This is a genomic window from Hyphomonas pacifica (assembly GCF_000682675.1).
GTDB lineage: Bacteria > Pseudomonadota > Alphaproteobacteria > Caulobacterales > Hyphomonadaceae > Hyphomonas > Hyphomonas pacifica.
The window spans coordinates 1-21,156 of the sequence record NZ_AWFA01000039.1 but is presented as its reverse complement, the minus strand read 5'-3'; the positions used below and the strand labels follow the sequence as shown (position 1 = coordinate 21,156).

The window sequence follows — 21,156 nt, the reverse complement described above, 5'->3', positions numbered from 1 at the left end:
CACGGGCGTCGCATGTGCAGCTGGAACCCTACCAGGTATCAATATAGCGCCGCCCGTTTCTCTTGCGCTCCGGCGGGCGCATCTTGAGGCCACGCATCAGCCAGGCCCTTGTATCGGCCGGGTCAATCACTGCATCGATCTCCAGATACTGCGCCACTGCTGTTGCCCGCCCCACCTCATATAGCTGAGCCACCTTCTGGGCGTATTTCTCTTCGCGCTTCACCGGATCTTCGATGGCTTCCAGTTCCTTGCGATAGGCCAGCTTCACGGCGCCTTCCAGGCCCATCCCGCCAAACTCGCCACTCGGCCAGCTGATCGTCATCGCCGTACTGTGGAAGCCACCCGAGGCCATGGCTTGCGCACCGAGGCCATAGCCCTTGCGCAGCACCACCGTATAGACTGGCACGCTGAGCGCCGCAGACACGATGAACATCCGCGCGCCATGGCGCACTGAAGCCGTCTTCTCCGAATCCGGCCCAACCATAAAGCCTGGCGTGTCACACAAGGAAACAATTGGCAGATTGTACGCATCGCACAGCTGCATGAAGTGCGCGGCCTTGTCAGCGGCTTCGGAGTCGATCGCGCCGCCCAGCCATTTCGGATCATTCGCCATCAGTCCCACGGCCCGGCCTTCGATGCGGGCAAATGCCGTCACGATGCCGACGCCAAACTCGCGGCGCAGCTCAACGACAGAGCCTTCATCCGCCAACAGATCAATCACCTTGCGGATGTCATAGACACGCAGACGGTCTTCCGGGATGGCATGGCGCAGCAGGCGCTGGTCCGGCGCTTTCCAGTCCGGCACATTGCCCTGGAAGTAGCCGAGGATCTGCCGCGTCTTGGCGACCGCTTCGGCCTCGTCCTCAACCGCCAGATCGACGACGCCATTGACGCTCTGCACGTCAATCGGGCCGATGTCTTCCGGCTTGAAGCTGCCAAGCCCCCCGCCCTCAATCATCGCCGGGCCGCCAAGGCCGATATTGGAATTCTGCGTCGCAATGGTGATATCGCAGCAGCCAAACAGAACCGCATTGCCAGCAAAGCAGCGCCCGGCCGCAATGCCGATGCGCGGCTGGCTGCCACTCAGCGCTGCGAAGTTGCGGAAGGTCGACACATCCAGGCCAGAGGCCGTCACCGCGTCAACATCACCCGGCCGTCCGCCGCCACCTTCCGCGAACAGAACAATCGGCAGATCCTGATCATGCGCCAGCTCGATCAGGCGGTCGGTCTTCTTGTGGTTCAGATAGCCCTGCGTACCGGCCAGCACGGTATAGTCATAGGAGATGCCCATACAGCGCGTCAGCTCAGAGCCAAACAGATGGTTGTTCACCTCGCCCACACCGCCGATCAGGCCGTCGGCGGGCGTGTTCTTCATCAGGTCTTCCAGGCTGCGGCGGCGGCGCTGCGCGGCAATAGCCAGGCCCCCATATTCATGGAACGTGTCCGCGTCGAACAGATCATCCAGATTTTCCCGCGCCGTGCGCATGCCGGTCTTATGGCGCTTCTGCACAGCCTCCGGGCGCGCCGCATCCAGCGTCATACCGATCCGCTCCTGTACATGGGCCAAGTCTTCACGGATATGATCCGGGTCGATCTCCGCATCGGCCGCGGCGGCATCAACCTCCACCTCGGCTGGCTCCACAAACAGGATCGGCAGGCCTTCGGACAGCACCGCGCCCGCCTCCAGCAGGATCTCACGCACAATGCCGCTCTCGCTCGCCTCGACGACGTGCTGCATTTTCATGGCCTCGACCAGAGCGACCGGCTTGCCCGGCCACACTTCGTCGCCCTCGGTCACATCCACGCGAACCACAAGGCCGGACAGCGGCGCAAGCACCGACACCTGCCCCGCAGGCGCCGTCCGCGCGGTCTCTCTCGCACCGTCCGCAGCATCGGCCACGACAGGAGACGACTCAGCCGTCTCGGCAAGACGGTCCGCGGCAGCGCTCAGTCTCTCGCGCTCGCGTTCCACGAACTGGGTGTCGAGCTGGCCAGACAGCAGTTCAGGCTGTTCCAGCAGCGCCAGCATGTCCACCTTGTTGGTGGGCACGCCGGAGATGCCGAATTCCTTCAGAGCGCGCTGCGCCCGGCGGCCCGCGATGTTCATGTCCTGCCCGCGCACAATCAGCTTGGCGAGGAGGGAATCGAAGGCCGGGCTCAGCATCATGCCCGGATAGGCAAACGTGTCTACGCGCACGCCTGTGCCGCCCGGCGGATAGAAGCTGTTGAGTGTACCACCAGAGGGGCGCACCTGCCCGTCCGGCGCGGTCGTCTCTGCATTGATGCGGATCTGAATGGCGGCGCCCTTGGTCTCCGGCGCCGGGCTGCAGCCTGCCTCCTTCAGCGTACCACCGGAGGCGAGCAGGATCTGCGCCTGAACGAGATCAACACCCGTTGTTTCTTCCGTAATCGTATGTTCGACCTGCAGGCGTGGATTGGCCTCCATGAACAACACGGCGCGGCTCAGGTCTGTTTCATCCAGATTGTAGAGGAACTCCACCGTGCCAACATTGTCGTATCCGGCCTCTTTGGCGAGACGTACAGAAGCCTCATGCATGGCAGCGCGAATGTCATCCGGCAGGTCTGGCGCCGGCGCAATTTCGATCAGTTTCTGGCGGAGGCGCTGTGCACTGCAATCTCGATCTCCCAGTGCCACGACATGGCCATGCGTGTCGCCAACGATCTGAACCTCGATATGGCGCGCGCGCTGCACCAATTGTTCCAGATAGAGATCCCCGGAGCCGAAGGCCAGTTCTGCCTCGGCGCGGCAAACCCCAAAGGCCTGTTCCAGTTCTTCCAGGGACTGGGCCGGGCGCATGCCCCGGCCGCCGCCACCCGCAATGGATTTGACCATGACGGCAGCATTCTTCCCAAGGGATTTGAAGAAGACCTTCGCCTGTTCCAGCGTGACTGCCCCATCCGTTCCCTGAGGAACTGGCACGTCACATTTCAGCGCAATCTTCCGGGCCTGCCCCTTGTCCCCAAAGACGTTCAATGCCTTCAGATTGGGGCCGATAAAGCAGATCCCGGCAGCCTTGCAGCCTGCGGCAAAGCTGGCATTCTCACTGAGAAAGCCATAGCCGGGATGGATGGCATCACACCCCTGCTCTGCCGCGATGGCCAATATGTTATCGGCATCAAGATAGGCAGACGGTCCTGCCCCGCCCAGTGCAACCGCTGTGTCACCCGCTGCCACATGAGCGGATGCTGCATCGTCTACGGAGTAGACGGTTACGGTCAGCACGCCGAGTTCGGCAGCTGCACGCGCGACGCGCACAGCGACCTCCCCCCGATTGGCGATCAGGATCTTCTTGAACATGTCTGCCTCCTCAAGCCCCGGTCAAGCCGGTTACCACTTAACCCGTAGGGTCGCCCCATAGGTGCGCGGCTCAATGCCATAACCCTGCACCGTGCCTGGCTGCAGCGTACCCGCACCAGTCATGGCCCAGGCATTTTCGTCCGTCAGGTTGCGGCCCCAGACCTCAATGGTCCACAGATCAGATTGCTTGCCAAGGCCGATCCGGCCGTTGAGCGTGGCATAAGCATCCTGCTCATGGTTCGGGCCGACTGAGGCTGAGAAGCTGACATTGGATTTCGACTGCCAGCGCGCATCGAGATAGGCAAAGGTGCGCAGAGACGTCCCTGGAATATCCCGGTCATAGTTGGCGGAACTGACCAACGTCCATTTCGGCGCGTTGAAATTGCCGCGGTCTTCCAGATAGGAAAGTGACGCCGGGAAGTCGCTGTCGCCAAAATCCGCATCCTGATAGGTCGCGGCGAAGTTTACAGACAGTTCTTCAGTTGGGTGGAACACGGTTTCCAGTTCCACGCCTTGGCTGGTCAGCTGGGGCAAGTTTGCCACAACGCGCTGGGTTTCCCCGCTGGCCGCTGCCTGCACATAGCTGAACTGGTAATCGGTCAGTTCCGTGTAGAACAGGGCCAGGTTTGCCCGCACCAGGCCGTCCATGAACACGCCTTTCAGGCCCAGTTCGTAGGCGTCGGCGAATTCCGGTTCAAACTCCAGCTGGGCGCCGTCCGGGTTCGGAATGGTCAGGCCGCCCCGGTCAAACTGATAGCCGCCGGATTTGTAGCCACGGCTGTAGGACGCATAAGTGCTGAGATCACCATTGATGCGATAGAGCGCCGACAGCACGCCGGAGAATTCCTCTTCCGAGCGGCTGTCCGTGTAGCGGCCATCGCGGCGTGTATCGAAGTTTGGAATACAGACCAGACCGCGCAAGCCCGCAGGTGTGGTTGTCAGTCCCTCGCCACCAGAGGCAATCGCCGCCTCACAGGCCGGGTTGTTTGACGTCAGGTTTGCATCCAGAGACTTGTCATCAATCGTGTAGCGCAGCCCCCCTGTGATGGAGATTTTATCCGTCAACTGATAGGTGTTATGCGTGAACAACGCGACGCTGTCGCCTTCCTGCTTGAACACGTCATAGGCACCGCCGCCTTCCGGGAAGACACTGCCAGCCGGCAAGCCCGTGACGGTTGAGAACAGTGTGTCAGAGCCGACAAGCAGACCCAGCCACTGCTCAAGATCCGCTCCGAAGCTGTAGCTGTCGCGGCTTTCGATCTTGTCATTGGCGTAGAAGACACCGAACAGATAGTCGAGCCCCCCCGACACACCCTGATAGCGCAGCTCCTGGCTGAAGCTTTCAAATACTTCGCCATCGCGGTCATCATAGAGCAGGTCCACCGGGCCGGCATCCGGGTCGAACTGGCGGTCTGCATCGAATTTGCGCCAGGCGGTGATGGAGGTCAGTGTGCCGGGGCCCACATCCCAGTTCACTTCAGCCGAGATACCCCGGTCGAGAACGGTCTGGCCCCAGTTCCGGCCATCCGTAGGCGTCGTGTAGTAATCGCTGATTTCGTCCTGCGCGGTCGGCACCGGGCCGAACTGGCCCAGCAGGGCCTCGGCGGTAGGCGTGATGCTGCGATAGATCAGGAAATTGCTGCCATCTTCGCTCTTGTCGGTATAGTCCGCGATGACGCGCACATCGACCGTATCGGTCGGTTCCCAATAGAGCTGGCCGCGGGCCTGAAAGCGCTCGCGTCCGCCATATTCCTGACCGGTGAATTCGCTCTCGGTATAACCATCGCGGTCCATCGTCATAATGTCCAGGCGCGCGCCCAGATTGTCGGCAAGCGGGCCTTCGATGGTGGCGTCGAAGCGCTTAAGCCCCAGATTACCCACGGTGACAGCGGCGCTGCCCTCAAACTCGTCAGACGGCTTGGCCGTGACAACGTTCAGGACGCCTGCTGTTGTGTTCTTCCCGAACAGCGTACCTTGAGGGCCGCGCAGCAGCTCGACGCGCTCAACGCCCGGCATGTCGTTCAGGGCGAGGTTCGAACGGCTTCTGTAGACGCCGTCCACATAGACGCCGGTCGCGGATTCAAGACCGGGGTTGGAACCGCTTGTGCCAATACCACGTACACGGATCACGGCGCCATAGGATTCACCAATCGTGTTGGTGATGTCGAGGCTGGGCGCGATGCTGGTCAGCTGTTTCACATCGGAAATACCGGAGCGCTCCATCTGCTCTGCGCCGATATTGGAAACAGCAACCGGAACATCCAGAATGTCCTGTGTCCGGCGCGTGGCCGTCACAGTGACAGCGCCGAGGCGGCGGGCACTGGTGTCATCATCCGTCGTCGCAGCGTCGTCCGCCTGCACAACTGTCTCGTCACCCTGCTGCTGGGCCATGGCCACCGGCGTCATCAGCGCAACAGCGCATACACTCGTCAATAATACTCTCATAGCACTCCCTCCATGGCGTCTTTTATTGCGCCAATTTGTCGATTGATTTTCTGGGTTTTACAGTTCGCTCAGCAGAGCATTCCGTTTCACTTTTCCTGTGTCGGTCAGCGGCATCTTGTCGATGAACCGAACTTCCGGAACCTTGTAGACAGCCATATTCTCCTTGCACCAGGCGTGGATATTGTCCGTCGTTTCCTTGCCGATGGCCTCTTCTTCCAGCTGCACAAAGGCGACCGGCACCTGGCCCTTGCGCTGATCCGGACGGCCAACAACGCCGCACAATGCAACGGATGGGTGACGGCTGATCGAGATTTCCAGCTCGGTCGGGAATACGCTCATACCGTTGACTTTGAGCATCTCTTTGCGGCGCCCGCGGAAATAGATGATGCCATCTTCATCAATGACGCCGGTATCACCTGTGTGGAACCAGCCATCCTTGATCGGATTTTTCTCTTCGCCGCTAAGACCGCCCCAATAGCCCTTCATCAGGGAAGGCGTACGGATCAGTATCTCACCCGGCTCTCCAAATGGCATCGGCAGGCCCGTGTCAGGATCAACGATGATGAACTCCGCGCCGGGACATGGCAGGCCGACATAAAGCGGCTCTCCGGTAATGTCCTTGTCGTTCTCCTGCAGGCCTGTCGTGAATGTGTCCAGCGTGTTGGTCTCGGTCATGCCGAAGGAGGATTCGCGTAGCACTGCGCCGGTTAGCTCTTTCCAGCGCTTGCGATAGTCCGGGTTCAGAATCTTCACGAATGAGGTAACGACCGTATCTTTCAGCGAGGTCAGGTCATGCCTGGCCAAGTCCGGATGCTCCATGATCTCGACCGCGCCATCTGTGATCGTGCCCATGCCAGTCACGCCGCTGCGCTCAATGGCGGCCATCACGGCGCCTGCATCCCAGCGATTGAACAGCACGAGTTGGCACCCGGAGACGACTGGCAGCAGGATACCCGCCACTTCGCCCGCGATCCAGAATTGTGGCAGGTAGGAAAGGATCACATCGTCCGGCCCGGCTGGCAGACAGAAGGTCGCCGCGCACGCACCGGTATAGATCATGTCGCCATGTGTATGCAGGCAGCCCTTTGGCAGGCCGGTCGTGCCGCCGGTATAGTTGATGGCGGCAATCTGGTCCCACGTGATCTCGGCCAGTGCGTCCGGATTGACCGGCGTATCCAGCGCGTCAGAGAACAGGGAGGTTCCCGGCACCTCGACCCGCGGGTCGAGTGCACCAGCCGGGACCGGTATGGGGGGCTCGCCGGGGAGGAAGTCAGCGAGGGTGGTGCATAGGGTCTTGATCGTATTATCGGTATCCACCGCCGCAACGAGCGGGGCCAGCTTGTCCAGCGTGACCACAAGGCGTGACCCGGAATCGTGCAGATAATGGACGAGTTCCCTGTCCTGCACCATCGGGTTCACAGGTGTCAGGATAGCGCCACTCTTCAGGATGCCGAAAAAGGCGATGGAAAATTGCGGACAGTTCGGCAGGAAGACGGCTACACGATCGCCGGGACGAATGCCTTCAGCATACAGATAGGAAGCGAAGGCGTCAGAGAGCTGGTTAAGCTGGTGCCAGCTGAGCTGGTAGCCATAGAAGTCTATCGCAACGGCATCGCCCTTCTGCTCTGCCCAGGCACGCAGATAGCCGGGCACCGAAGTCTGACCGAATGGATAAACCGGTTCTCTAGGCATCCCTTCTGGCCAGGATGCCCGAATGCGTTGCTGTACATCAGCGAGATAAGCCTCGCAACTGGACTGAACCGACGCGCTCATGGAGCCTCCCTTTTATATCTTTGATGAACAAAGACTCTTTTTTTGATGGACAATCGTCGCCTCTCACAGGCAATTGTCAATTGCTCAAATCATAAATGTCAGGAAAATTTACCGGATTTGCGCTTGATAACACAGAACAGACCTATATTGTCCAACAATACAGGATGCGGTGCCTGATGATGCCAGCACAAGAAGACAATCGGGGGACCCCATGAAGCCTTCCACATCGACTCTCGCGCCCTCTGTGCCAGAGGCCATCGCAAAGGCGCTAACCTCTGACATTGCCGCCGAAAGGCTGCGGCCCGGCGAGCGGTTGGTCGAGGTGAAACTGGCCAAGCGTTTTGACGCCAGCCGCGGTTCTGTACGCGACGCCTTGCGACAGCTGGAGAAACGCAATCTGGTGCAAATGCAACCTAATCGCGGCGCGGTTGTGGTGGGTATTCCGCTGGAGATCATCGCAGACAATTTCGCCGTCACGGCAACTCTGATCGGTCTGGCGAGCCGCTATGTCATACAGCAGGCGCGCCCGGATATCATCCACGAAATTGGCGAGCGGCAGAAGCATGTGGCCGCTCTGGTCGAAGCGGGCTTTACGCCACCGCGAGAGTTCGCCACCGCGCTAGGCCGGTTCTTCGCGTTGATGATCACCGCCAGCAACAATCGAACCGTCCGCGAGATGACCTCCACCCTGCTGAACGAGGCGTCATGGGAGGCCATGTGGGAAACCCCATGCGATCACCTGACGCTGGAACGCCAGAAAGAGATAGCGGGGATGATCCAGACCATCTGGGACCATATCGCCAATGGCAATGCCGACGCCGCAGAGCGGAACATCCGCCTGTTCCATCAGAGCCACCGAGACGCCGTGCTGCGAGAGATCGGCATGCGGCGCAAACAAGCAATCGACAAGACGCGTATTGTTTCATTCGACGCTTCGAATGCGGAAAAACTGGTGGAAGAGGGCTTTGAGGAAAGACTGCGCACGTTGGAAGAACAGGTCAGTCGGCTCACTCAGGCTGACCCGCCGCCCTCTCGCAATACTCCGGAATAAAACAGTATGCCAAGGCAGGTTCAGGCTTTGCTGAACGGTCCGTTTGGCGCAGCGATCACGTCCAGAAAGCAACTCGCCTCATATTCCCGATCCACAATGGTACTGACCTTCATGTACCGTGCACGAACCGTATCAGCATCCAGAATGAGGTGCACGAAACCATGGTCGCGGACATTGGCATATTTGACGTCCTCATTCTTGGCAACGACAGCCGCCTCCACAGTGTCATAATACTCAGACGTATCATTGATGTATCCATAACCGCCCGGTGAAGTGATGCTACCTGTTGCAAACTCAAGCCCGACAGGACGGCCGTCTTCCGGATAGTGGAGTTCATTGGCCCAGAACATGTGGCTGTCGCCGGACAGCACGACCAGATTGGCCTCGGCCTGCAGAGCGGCATCATAGAAGCGCTTGCGGGCCGCCGGATACCCATCCCAGGAATCGAGCCCCGCCGGCAAGCCGAGGGAGCTGCGCTCCAGCCAGCCTGCCACATAGCCGCCCCGCTGCATGGCCGGCTCAACAATCTCCTGAGGCAGAATAGTCTTGAAGTCTGGCGTGCGCATGCCTGCCATAACGGTCTGATTTGCGATAACCTGCCACTGCATCCCCCGTCGGCGAGAGGCTTTCAGCGCGTCAGCGAACCAGGCCTCCTGCGGCTTGCCCATCATGGAGCGGGAAGAATCATTGAGAATGCCCCGCTCAAAAGCGGCAACATCCGGTGTGCCGTCTGCCTTGAGGGGCATGTCGTCATAGGACACCTGCTGGTCACGCCCTGTCAGCCGGGTTTCAATGACGATGAGAGAGGCGATGCTGCCGAAATCATATACGCGGTTCAGGCGCTCTCGCGGCGCATCCGGTTGAGGGTCTCGCATTGGTAGCCATTCAAAATAGGCCTGCAGCGCAGCATCTCGCCTCGCCTGCCATGGCCCCTCCGTTTTCGGATCATGACCAGAGGCCCCCTCCTGCCAGCTATTATTGGCGGTTTCATGATCATCCCAGACGGTGATGAAAGGTGCATGGGCGTGGGCGGCCTGAAGGTCTTCATCCTCACGATACTGCGCAAGCCTGGTACGGTAATCCTGAAGTGTCACGATTTCATTGACGGGAAGATGCACCCGGCCAATACGCTCGCCCACAGCGCCATCATACTCCCCAGCCGCATGTTCATAAATATAATCCCCCACATGGATAACGGCATCCAGATTCTCAATTCTGGAAATCTCGCGATAAGCATTGTAAAAGCCTGATGGATAGTTCGCACATGAGGCCAGCGCCAGATTGACAGAGCGCGTGTTGTCCGCTGGCAGAGTTTTCATGCGCCCAATGGACGAATGGGTTTTGCCTGCGCGGAAACGGTAATAATAGACTTGGCCTGGCTTCAGGCCCTGGACATCTACTTTGATCGTATAGTCCCGCTGGGCGGAGGTGCGGGCCGTGCCTGATTGAAGAACGCGCTCAAAACCCGCTGTATCTGACACCTGATATGCCACCTCTATTGCGGCTGCCCCTTGTACTGGCACGGCGCGCGTCCAGATAACAACAGCCGTGCGGGTTGGATCACCACTGGCAACACCCCAGCCGAATTTCGCGTCCCGGGTCGCAGTGCCGGAGTCAGCTGAGCCCGGCGTCTGGCATCCTGCGAGGGCAGCAAGGCCTGTGGCACCCGATATGCGGCGCAAGGCATCGCGACGGGTTAATCCGGTCATACGGTTCGAGGACAGCTTTTCATCCATGGCACGCTCCTTCAGCGTAAGGGATCAGACAGGGAACCCCATGGCCGGGCACCTGCCCGGCCATGGGAGAGAGGAAGAGATCAGAACTGATATTTGAGGGTCACTCTGTAAGTGCGCGGCAGGCCCGGCATGACCGCAACTTCCTTGTAAACTTCAGCCGATGGCGTGAAGTAGCGCTCGTCAAAAATGTTATCCACATTCACCGAGAGCATGAAGTCACCTACCTCCATGAAGGCAGCACCATTCGCCAGTGTGTAGGAGGGCAGCACGATGTCATTCGGGAAGACACCGCCGGTTTCGGACACAGAGGTCGCCCCAAGCGTAACGCCCGCCTGCGCGCGATAGTTCTGAACGGAGAAGACATCTGTCGTGTAAGTCCCGTGGACACTGAACACCGTGTCCGGAATGGTTCGCAGCGTATAGCCGTCTGCCAGTTCCGGCTGATAGCCGGCATTGTTAAAGGCAAACGTACCGCCATAGCCGAGCACATTGTCCACGCCAAACTGGTCTGGCCGAACCTGCAGGTATTCACCCTTGCCTGCCCCCGGCGCATCGACCTTGGTTTCCTGACTAGTGGCAGAACCTTCAAAGGAGAGGTTGTCGGTTGCCAGCCAGTGGACCTCAAGCTCAACGCCCTTGGCCGTCGTGCCATCTACATTGCCCAGCATGTCCGCCTGGCGGCGATACTGGTCATAATAGGATAGACCCCCAAACAAATTACCATTCAGCACAGAGAATTTGACGCCCGCCTCTTTCAGCTCTGAGGGAGAGATGAAGAGGTTGGCATTGATCGTCCCGGTACTGATTCCTCCGGTCTGGGTAGATTCCAGAGAGCGGGAGTCGGCATAGGTGATGTAGGGCGTGAGACCAAAAGCCGTCTCATAGCGCAGGGACGCAGACCAGCTTTGTGCGCCGTCACTGTCTTCCACCCATTTGTCCGCAATACCGAAGACCGTCTCGCCGGTATTGATGGCCTTGGCATCATAATAGTCATATCGCCAGCCAAACAGCAGGGCCAGGCGATCATAAAGTTTCATGTCTGACACGGCAAAGACCGACTTGGCCGACCATTCCATATCGTATCGGGAATCCCACAAGGGCTTTCCATCGGCATCGAACCGAATGGCCATGATGCGGTCATTTGCCTGTGCCCCGACGGACAGATCCCGGCGGTCAGAGGCAATATAGCCCGACAGGAAGGTCTCATACTGCTTGGCATCATGGTGGCGATAGCCAATACCAATAACATTATCCGTTGTCAGATAGCTTCCGAAGTCATGCTTGAAACCATAGCTGGCACGGACTTCCTCGGCCTGGGCCTCATAGTCTGCGGCAAAGCCGAAGCTGTTGAACTTCTCATTATCCATCTTGTCCATGAAGGCCTGGAAGCGCAGCTTGCCAGTTTCCCCGACTGTGCGCTCCAGCCCGGCATAGGCGGTGAAGGTGTTCGTGTCGTTATAGTCCCCTTTGGCGGCGAGGACGCGGCTTCCATCCAGCTTGGTCGTGCCGACACCCTGGTCGAGGGCGAATTCAGGCAGGCTGGAGCCGTAATATTCAGCAATCTGGCGCAAATTCGATGTGCCATAATTATTGCCGACGACATCATCAATCTCTTCATAGTTTAGATACCCGTCACCATTGGTGTCCTGGATATCGGTATCCCAACCAGTGATATAGGTGCCGTTGTCGATCAGGTCTTGTGTGACGCGGTTCCAGCCGGGGGTCTGAATGCGGCCCGACTCCTTGAAGTACATGGCGTTCAGCTCGACAGACCATTTGTCGGTCAACTCTCCGACATAAGTTGCCTGAAGGTTTGTGTGCTGCGGGTTTATGTTATTGTAGTAGGAGCCGGAGTCTTCATACTCTCCGAACAGGGCCACACCGCCGCGGCCAGCCGGAATATAAAGCTCTCCCGTGACAACGGATTTGTCATAAGAGCCAGCTGTTGCCGTCAGAGAGCCGCCAATCGAATCCACATAGTCCTGCCCATCGCCGCGCGCAGTCTTGGGGATGAAGTTCAGCAGCCCGCCAACCTTGCCCGGACCGTAAATGGGCGAAGCCGGACCGCGCAGCACTTCAACATAGGATGCAGCAGCAAGGTTTGAAGAATAGCTGCCGCGGTTCTCGATACGCTTGAAGCCCTGAAAATATGTATCGGCGAGTGTGCCGCGTACATTTAGGTTTCCCGGAACACCAAAGAAGCTGGCAGTGAATGTACCTGGCACGGCCGACAGAAGATCATCCACATCTTCCATGCCGTAGCGTTCAATTGTGATGTCGCTCACGCGGCTCGCCGAGCGCGGCGTCTCCAGAAGAGACAGGGACAGACCGGTCAGAGAGTCCGTCGCGCCCTTCTGGAGCTGGTTCAAAGGGTCAAGCTTGGTTCCCGTCACAGTCACTGTGCCGAGCACGGCAACATCGCTGTCGTCCCCCCCTTCAATCCCGACAGATCCGCCAGATGGCAGACGCGATTGCACGCGTGAGACGACGACAGCGCCCTGCGGGTTCACGCTATAGGTCAACTGCGTGCCCTGCAGAAGTTGTGACAGCGCTTCCAGCGGCGTCATGGTGCCCGTGACCGTGCCGCTGCGAATTCCATAGGTCAGAGCCGCCGGCACCACGATGACAATACCGGTCTGCGCCGACAGGTCATTGATGGCCGTTTCAAGAGACTGTGACTGAATGCGGATGTCGGACTGTTGCGAGACCGCCTCCTCGGCCAAAGCCGGACTGGCCAAGACCAGGCTGGCGACAGTCCCCAGCAACAGGCACCGGAGTTCAAGAGATTTCGATTTCATGTTTCTATCCAAGTCATAGGCGAGCCTGGGAGGCAGGCATGCTGCGGTCCGAACCCCTCGTCCAACCGCTTCATGGCCCTATGACGTGCGAGACATGACACCCATTTCACGGATCATGCCGATTTCATGAAAACTTCTTATTTCTGGCCGGAACGCGCCCGCAAGACCAGCTCATCTGCAGATGTACGTATAAGGTCAAGATCCAACCCAAGGGCGATACCTGACATGGCGGTTTCAATCTGATCTATGCGGAAAGAGGTTGTCACCTCGGCCTCATAAATGTCCGTAGACCCCAGATAGACACCCTGTGGGTAATATTGATTCACTTCGTCCACCAGCTCCTGCAGGGGGGTGTTCACAAAAATGAGTCTTTGCTGACGCCAGCTGGCCGCCTGCGCCGGACTGAACTGGCTTGTGATGATCTGCCCGTTGCGGTCTACAGATGCTCGCTGTCCAACGGTCAAGTTTGCTTTCTGCTCCCCGGAAACAGGGCTTACCTCCACAGCGCCTTCAACAACGCTGACTTCGACATGCGCAGGCCGGGTATTGATCTCAAACTGTGTGCCCAAGACACGCGTCACAACATGCCCGGCATCCACCGAGAACGGGCGGTTGGCATCATGGGAAATCTTGAAATAACCATCACCGGCAAGAAGTTTTGCTTGGCGGCGCCCCTCTGCAAATGAGACCGAGAGTTTTGACTTCCCGGCCAACGTAACCTCAGACCCATCAGCCAGAATGACCTGACGAACTTCTGCAATACCGGTTTCATAAATGGTCGCAGGCGCGGCCGAACTCGCCATGACAAGTTCGGAGCTGCCCTGCATTTGCTGCCCTGACAGGAAGATGGCAAGCCCGGCACATGCCGCAAGTGTCCCGCTCAGGAGCGCTGCGCGAGGGCCGCTGACAAATGCGCCTAAAGACCGCCTACGGACGCCCTCACGAGGCGAAGGGGCAAGGGCGTCTGCATTCAGGGCCTCACTCCATGACAAATCCCCCCACAGGCGCGCCAGCTGAGTGTAGGCCAGCTTGTGCGCCTCGGATTGCTCCATCCAGTTCTGGAAACATATGCGCTGCTCGTCATTCATGTCTCCGCTGATGCGAAGGTCCAACCATTTCCGGGCTTGCGTCTCCACTGTTGCCGACATCGTCAAGCGTCTTCCACCCCGTTCTTTTTGAGGTATTCCAGCAATACCTTCATTGATTTTTGTATGCTGCGGCTGATGTAGGCGCGCGACAGCCCTGTCTGACTGGAAATTTGCGAATAAGAGAGATTTTCAATTCGGCTGAGTACCAGCAATTTACGGGCATCCTCCGGAAGGGATTGAATGGCTGCATCCAATACGGTGAACCGTTCCTGGTCCAGCAAGACGGTCTCCGGTGTGCGCGCGTCTATGCTCTCTGTGTCATCCGCTTCGCGCTGAACCTGTCCCTTGTGTAGCGCACGTACCTTCATGCGCCGCAATTCATCCAGCATGCTGTTGCGGGCCATGGCGTACAGAAAGGCCCCTACATTTTGAACCTTGTCCCGCTGCTTCAGCTCCATGAATTTCAGAATGGCGCTTTGAATAGCGTCATCCGGATCAGGCGGAGGATCTCCGAAACGTCGGCAAAGCGCGATTTTGAGACTGGCCTTATGCTGGGAGAAGAGCTTCTGGAACTCCAGCGTGACGATTGTGGCGGCATGCAGATGCAGATTGCATCGAGCCTCTGATGGAAGACGCCGCTTCGACACACCCTTTCGGGTACGCCGAACGACTTTTACACTGCCGGTGTCGACCTGGTCTGCATTCATGCCGCCGCCTATTGGCTATGGCCGTTGCCGGGTCAACACTGCAACTGCTGCGGCAGCTTTATATATGCCACAACCCGGATGAATATTCATTTTTCATCAGATTTTACTACGCAAGAATGTACGCTGGATCTTCGTGCCAGACGACAGAGCATGCCCTCTGGCTGTGACCTCGAGACCTACGGGGACGCTCGAAAAGACAGACACAAAATCTTTTTTGCCTCGCACAATATAAAATTCCCGCAAAACGAGAATTTTGATTTTCAACCTCATCTCGCCTGAGGTTGTAAAAACGCTCCTGGCACGACCATTCGGGCAAACCACGTCTAAACTTATCTCAAGATTCCCCCTTCGCAGTACACGCTACAGTACGAGAGATTACTCTCAGAATGGCCAGTGTAAATGGGGCTCACAACAGTAACCAAGCACTTTGAAGGTCACAAGCAACGATCAGTTTCATGACGGGTCAGCATCTGCATACTCCTCACCAGACAACTCCCCCCTGAGTTGTTTTTTTATTCTGTGGTGAGACAAATATCCAAAAATTTACTATTGATTAATAATCGCAAACGTGGAACTTTTTTCCTGTCACGTAGAACTGACATTTCGATATAGGGCTCACTTCCCGGCCAACCTATGGCCTGAGCCAAGCCTTGGCAGAAGCGAACATCGACACGAAGTCAAAAGTATAGGTTGAACAAAGGGGACAGAAATAATGTGAGGTAAGAAAAACCTCAGGGGACGACATTTTTCATATTCTTTAAAACAAAAGATCACTCCGCGAGAAGCCTTGCGAGTGTGGCCACGGGACACCTATGCCCCGTGACCGAGTGGCGGATTATCGCCATTCTCATCCCATTCTCATGGGAGACCCTGCCATGCCATTAGGGGCCTGGCAGAACACTCCGGCTATGGCTTGCACCCATGTCCGGAAGCAAGAGGGTACCACAATGAAGCGTACACTTACAGCTATTGCGGCAGCTGCCGCGCTTTGCGGTGTTGCAGCCGCCCAGGACTCAGAAGAACTGGTCATCAACCTCAGCGGTGAAGTCGAAAGCAATTGCGAACTGGTGCCAGAAGGCACTGCAAATTTCGACGTTGATATGCTGGAAACAGGCAATCAGGGATCCCTTTCGATCCTCTACTCCTGTAACTCTCCCTACACGGTGTCTCTGACCTCCACTAATGGCGGCATGTCTCACCAAGAGAGCGGCGGCGCAGTCAATATCGACTATGACATCGAAGCCAGCTTCCTGGGCCTCGGCATCTTTTCGCCAACGACCACCAATTCTGCCGACATGAACGGCACCCCCCAAGTGATCGTGACGAATAATGACTGGCAGAACATTCTGGTCAATGGCGGCACGCGCACAGGCAATCTGGACCTGTCCTTTGATTCCCTGAATGAATATGCCGTGGCCGGTACGTACAGCGACACGCTGACCATCACGCTGGCAGCAAACTATTAGTTCGCTTTCTTCCTCCAACCAGGCGGCATCCTCGATGGTGTCGCCTGGTCTTGGCTTTTCTGCTGGGGATGTAGTGGAGTAAAAGATGCTGAAACAATTTATCCTTATGCTGATCGCTTCCATCGTGGCAACTCTGCCCCCCACAGCGAGCGCATATGAATTCGCACCGATTGTTGCGCAATTTACGCCCAATGGGTCAGGAGCCTCACGAACATTCGTGGTCAGAAACACACAAGATGTTCCCGTTGCCCTGCAAATCGAAGTCTATCGCCGCTCAGCTGACGAGACAGGTGAAGAGACCCGTGAACCGGAATATGATGACTTTATCATTACTCCACCGCAACTGGTGCTTTCGCCAGGGCAAAGCCAATCCATTCGTGCACAATGGATCGGGGATCCCAACCCGGAAATAGAACTTTCCTATCGCCTAATCGTGGAACAGCTGCCTATCCCTTATTCCCGTGGAGAGGTGGGAGATAAGCGGGTTGCCGACATCAGCATGGGCATCCGCTATGAGGCGGCCCTGTATGTGGTGCCAGCCAGCGGCAAGCCCGCCGTAGAGATCACCCATGCCGAAGCGGCCAAGACCGAGTCCGGAGAACAAGTAATACGCGTGACGATCAAAAACACAGGCCAGCGGCGCGCTATTTTGCAAAATGCGGAAGTGACGGTTCAGTCTGCCAGCCAGTCCGTAACCTTGTCGGGTGAGGCTGTTTCCAACATTAACAATCGCAACATCATTGCGGGCACACAGGCCGTTTTAGATATCCCGTGGCCTGAGTCCCTTCCCCACGGCCCTATTAGCGCATCCATTTCCACTGACTTCTACAAGAATTAGAGGGTTGTTGTGTCAGGGCGGCCCGCTCCATATTCTGGCCGAAAGCCGAAAAGGCCGTTTCCTGCAAATCGGGTAACCGACAGACTGCTACGGACCTTTCTTGCCTCCTCGACTATGCTGGCGGGCCTGCATCTCTACAAGCCGAAGGCTCACGCAGATCAAGGGACTGCTCAGGCTACGCCGAGGGTCAATAAAGACGCGTCCATTGACGAAATTTACGGTGCCTTGTTTGGCAAAGCCCCAAAAGAGGCAATCTCCCTGCCCTATCCCGTGATCATATCCGGGATCAATCAGGGCGATGTGGTGATCACCCCCAGTATGGGGTCCGGCGAAACGCTTATCGACCGCAAGGAAATTGTTGATCTGCTTCTGCCTTTCCTGATGGAAGAAAAACAAGCAGAACTTCTGGAATCCGTTTCCCAGAAGGACGTCGTCAAGGCGGCTGACCTTACCGCTCTTGGTATGCCCACGGAGTTTGACAACAGCAATCTCATTCTTGTCGTGGACATTCCGGTTGAGTTTCGCTCAGTCATCCCGCTGCCCATTCAGCCCCGCATACGCGCTGCACTACAGCTGAATACGGAAAAGCAGGCAAAAACCAGCGCCATTGTAAACCTGGCTTCTGGCACGCGCTATATTCATAATAGCGACTATCTGGACACCGGCTTTGCCGCCACCCAAGTGAACGTGCAAACAGCGCTCAATTTCTCCAATATCGTCCTGGAAACTGGTGTCCGCTATAGTGATGCGGCAGACGAAGAACTCGCCCTGAACGACACGAGACTGACAAAGGATCTTGTCGACCGGCGCACCCGCCTGGAAGCAGGTGACCTTTCTGTCCCGACCAGCGCTTTACAAGGAAACCCCAGCTTGCTGGGGCTCGCCGGCTTTCGGAATTTCAGTCTTCAGCCGTATGAAGAATACCGTACAAACCCCTCTCAGCAATTCGAGTTGCAACGCGCGGCACAAGTCATGGTCTATATCAATGGCCAGTTCATTCGCGAGATCCGTCTGCTGCCAGGCCGCTACAACCTGACTGACCTGCCCTTGCAAAGCGCGGCCGGAAACGACATCACGCTGGAAATCCAGTATGATAGCGGCGACACAGACCGCGTTGTTTTTTCAGCATTCTATGATTTTAGCCTGCTCAAGAAGGGTCTCAGTGACTTCGCCGTCAGCATAGGGCCGACATCGCGCATTGAGGATGGTGTTCGGGAGTATGATTTTGACAACCCGGCCATCAGCGCCTTTTATCGCAAAGGCTGGACAGATGAATTTACGGCCGGCGTCAATCTGCAAGCTGACACAGACCTGATAAATGTGGGCGGTGACGCATTCTATACATCGGGTGTCGGAACGCTCGGGTTTCTGGCTGGTTTTAGCGATAGGAATGAAGGAACCGGCAGCGCCATCACCGGGCTCTATCGCTGGAACGACACAGACAGACAACGACAGTTGCGCTTAGATGTGCAGGCCCGTTATCAAAGCAAACTTTATACAGCGCTCGGCTCAGGAACCAGCAATATCAAATATGACTTGACGGCCAGAGTCTCTCGCAATTTTTCGGACACAATGCGGGTGCAACTGACGGCGGGGCTCAGGCAGCGGCATAATATGGATGATTTCGAGCAATCGCACTCAGCCAACCTGACATGGAGAACACGCTATGGAACGCTCGGCTCCCTTGTGCGCTATACGACCGCGCCTGGCGAAGAGGCCGAAGTGTCGGCCGGTATTTCCTTCAGCATGCGGCTAGGGCCCGGATATGCGCAAGCTTCTCACGATACGCGCTCATCCTCGACACGCGCCTCCTATTCTTCCCGTATGGACCGAAATGTCGGCAGCTTTGGCTGGGATGCTACCTACGCCCGCCAATCCAATATTGATGACGTACGGGCTGGCGCTTCCTATATCGGTAACCGGTTTGAAGCCCGCGCCGAGCAACGCCTGACGGCGGCTACGCAATTTGATAGTTTCGGCAGCGAGAACATAACAGAGGCGTCTATCGGGTCAGCTTTGGTCTTTGCAGATGGAGCCTTCGCCCTTTCGCGTCCGGTCTATGATAGCTTCGTCATTTTCTCAAAGAATGAAGCCGTGAAGGATGTGGCGATTGCGGTTGATCCGCGGCGTAACATATTTGAAATGAAGCCTTCCTATTCTGCTCATTCTTCAAGCCTTGGCCCCGCCGTGGTGCCAGACCTGAATGCCTATTATGTCCGCACGATTGAAGTGGAAGCGCCGGACGCGCCAGCCGGAACATCTCTCGGCGGACAAGCCCTCAGCTTCTTACCGGGCTACAGGGCCGGTTATCTCGTCAAATTGGGCGATGACCGCAATGTGGCCGTCATGTCCGTGCTGGTCGACACATCTGGCAAGCCGGTGCCTTTCGCTGCCGGGTATGCTGTGACAAGCGATGGTGAACGCCACCGCATGTTTACCAATGGGGGCGGACGGTTTTACATTGATGGCCTGAAGCATGGCGAAACCATAAAATTGCAATTTGACTCTCCGGAAGGCGCCACGGCCAGCTTTGAAGTACCGGATGGGGATATTGGCGTCATTCGCCTGCCAGATCCCGTAAAAATAAGCCCTGAGAAACCTGATACTCCCTATCGCGTCACTGTGCGCGTGATGGACCCAGATGGAGCCTGACGGATGTTCCGGTCACTTTGCCTCCTTAGCCTTCTATTGTTGCCTGGAGCATCCAATGCCAGGGAAAGTCTTCTGCCTGGACCAGGCGCTGAGATGGAGGACACCATGCCCTGTATACTCCAAATAAGGCCCCCCGATATGTTGGTCTATCGCGGCGCACTCAGTCGGGGTTACAATAGTGAAAGTGACCGACAGCATACGGAAACTTCTAAAGTTCTTATAAAACACGCCGGTGACTCCTGTCCCTACACACTGCGCATTGAACCGGAGGGGGGTGCCGGAACGGCTTACATGTATAACGGCCAGGAAGTGCTGGAATTTGAAGTCTCCCCACCAGGGCGTTCTGGTGCATTAGGCAACAATATTGTCGAGCTGTCTGGCAATATTGCACGTGGACAGTTTCAGCGCACGGTGCCATTTGAAGTTCAAATCCCATCCAGGCAGAAGACTCTGGCAGGACGTTATACAGCGCGGCTCGAAGTCAGCCTATATTCGGATGCGAGCTCAGTTGGTGAGCTTGCAGACCGGCAATATATGGAGCTGGTTGTCGATGTTTTACCTCGCATCGACGCCTCATTCGGGACAGACCCGGTGGCGCACCAAAAATCGCAGACTCTCGATTTCGGTACGCTCAGGCAAGGGCAGAAGAGTAGCCTCGACTTTTCCGTTACGGCCAATACCGGCTATTCCATCAAGATGGTTTCAGACAATCGCGGAGTCCTACGCCATGAGTTTACCCAAAGCAGTATAGATTATGATGTCTTTCTGGACGGCAACGTTGTCTCCCTTGAAGGCTCGCCCCCCAATGACGTCTTGCTCTCTGCGGTAACCAATTCCCACCACCGCATGGATCTGCTCATTACCGGGAATACGGAGACAGGATTGGCGGGGCATTATTCAGACCGCCTGACCTTGGTAATTTCGGCTGACTGATATTTTAATTAAGGGGAATTCGCTTGATCTTTAGTCTGGCGACAATCCACATAGTCGAAGTGAACATGCATACTAGATATCAGATGGTTTCTATTCTGTCGGTGCAGCGCGAAAGACTTTTTCGTCTATCTCGTTCTCCCATTTCGCTACCACAGTCGCCACGCTGAGATCGCCGGTGATGTTCACTACGGTGCGGGTCATGTCGAGAATGCGGTCAAACGGCAGAATAAATCCAACCACCAGAGCCGTCTGTTCCGGACTCATACCAATTGTCTCAAGCACGGCCGCCAGAAGAAACAGGGAGGCAGACGGCACCGAAGCTGGTCTGCCCCCAGTAAAGTGGTCCAGAG

At 57.0% G+C, this 21,156-nt stretch carries 13 protein-coding genes; 5 read left to right on the top strand and 8 right to left on the bottom strand.

Annotated features, from left to right (window positions below):
• Positions 1 to 28 precede the first annotated feature (28 nt).
• Genes HY2_RS12110 through HY2_RS12100 form a run of 3 tightly spaced genes read right to left on the bottom strand, consistent with a single transcriptional unit; the run spans position 29 to position 7,537 of the window.
• Complete coding sequence (locus tag HY2_RS12110; protein WP_034827992.1) at positions 29 to 3,319, bottom strand: carboxyl transferase domain-containing protein; 3,291 nt, start codon at positions 3,317 to 3,319, stop codon at positions 29 to 31.
• Positions 3,320 to 3,349: 30 nt separating this feature from the next.
• Positions 3,350 to 5,764: a TonB-dependent receptor gene (locus HY2_RS12105; RefSeq protein WP_081815046.1), complete on the bottom strand. Its 2,415-nt coding sequence runs from the start codon at positions 5,762 to 5,764 to the stop codon at positions 3,350 to 3,352.
• A gap of 57 nt (positions 5,765 to 5,821) precedes the next feature.
• Positions 5,822 to 7,537 (bottom strand): AMP-binding protein, encoded by a 1,716-nt coding sequence (locus tag HY2_RS12100; protein ID WP_034827989.1) that lies wholly within the window; start codon positions 7,535 to 7,537, stop codon positions 5,822 to 5,824.
• Positions 7,538 to 7,748: 211 nt separating this feature from the next.
• Here HY2_RS12100 and HY2_RS16850 point away from each other — a divergent pair, with 211 nt between their 5' ends.
• A complete protein-coding gene (locus HY2_RS16850) occupies positions 7,749 to 8,588 on the top strand; it encodes a GntR family transcriptional regulator (protein ID WP_051594981.1) in 840 nt (279 codons plus the stop codon).
• Between the two features lie 20 nt (positions 8,589 to 8,608).
• On the opposite strand, the gene HY2_RS12090 is transcribed toward HY2_RS16850, so the two are convergent.
• The 4 genes from HY2_RS12090 to HY2_RS12075 form a co-directional block, all read right to left on the bottom strand.
• Positions 8,609 to 10,324 carry an alkaline phosphatase D family protein gene (locus HY2_RS12090; RefSeq protein WP_051594980.1) on the bottom strand — a complete coding sequence of 572 codons (1,716 nt, stop codon included), beginning with the start codon at positions 10,322 to 10,324 and terminating at the stop codon, positions 8,609 to 8,611.
• A gap of 80 nt (positions 10,325 to 10,404) precedes the next feature.
• Positions 10,405 to 13,122, bottom strand: a complete 2,718-nt coding sequence (locus tag HY2_RS12085) for a TonB-dependent siderophore receptor (protein ID WP_051594979.1) — start codon at positions 13,120 to 13,122, stop codon at positions 10,405 to 10,407.
• Positions 13,123 to 13,259: 137 nt separating this feature from the next.
• On the bottom strand, positions 13,260 to 14,270 hold the full coding sequence (locus tag HY2_RS12080; protein ID WP_034827987.1) for a FecR family protein: 1,011 nt from the start codon (positions 14,268 to 14,270) through the stop codon (positions 13,260 to 13,262).
• A 2-nt stretch (positions 14,271 to 14,272) separates the two neighbouring features.
• On the bottom strand, positions 14,273 to 14,917 hold the full coding sequence (locus HY2_RS12075; protein WP_034827985.1) for an RNA polymerase sigma factor: 645 nt from the start codon (positions 14,915 to 14,917) through the stop codon (positions 14,273 to 14,275).
• 947 nt (positions 14,918 to 15,864) lie between these two features.
• On the opposite strand from HY2_RS12075, the gene HY2_RS12070 reads away from it, so the two are divergent.
• The 4 genes from HY2_RS12070 (at position 15,865) to HY2_RS12055 (ending at position 20,806) form a co-directional block, all read left to right on the top strand.
• Complete coding sequence (locus HY2_RS12070; RefSeq protein ID WP_034827983.1) at positions 15,865 to 16,383, top strand: hypothetical protein; 519 nt, start codon at positions 15,865 to 15,867, stop codon at positions 16,381 to 16,383.
• Between the two features lie 85 nt (positions 16,384 to 16,468).
• Positions 16,469 to 17,221, top strand: a complete 753-nt coding sequence (locus HY2_RS12065; protein ID WP_034827982.1) for a fimbrial biogenesis chaperone — start codon at positions 16,469 to 16,471, stop codon at positions 17,219 to 17,221.
• 225 nt (positions 17,222 to 17,446) lie between these two features.
• Positions 17,447 to 19,873, top strand: a complete 2,427-nt coding sequence (locus tag HY2_RS12060; RefSeq protein ID WP_155836555.1) for a fimbria/pilus outer membrane usher protein — start codon at positions 17,447 to 17,449, stop codon at positions 19,871 to 19,873.
• Positions 19,874 to 20,011: 138 nt separating this feature from the next.
• Positions 20,012 to 20,806, top strand: a complete 795-nt coding sequence (locus tag HY2_RS12055; protein ID WP_146617206.1) for a hypothetical protein — start codon at positions 20,012 to 20,014, stop codon at positions 20,804 to 20,806.
• Between the two features lie 90 nt (positions 20,807 to 20,896).
• On the opposite strand, the gene HY2_RS12050 is transcribed toward HY2_RS12055, so the two are convergent.
• A partial coding sequence (locus HY2_RS12050; protein WP_034827976.1) for a cation:dicarboxylate symporter family transporter occupies positions 20,897 to 21,156 on the bottom strand: 260 nt, incomplete at its 5' end.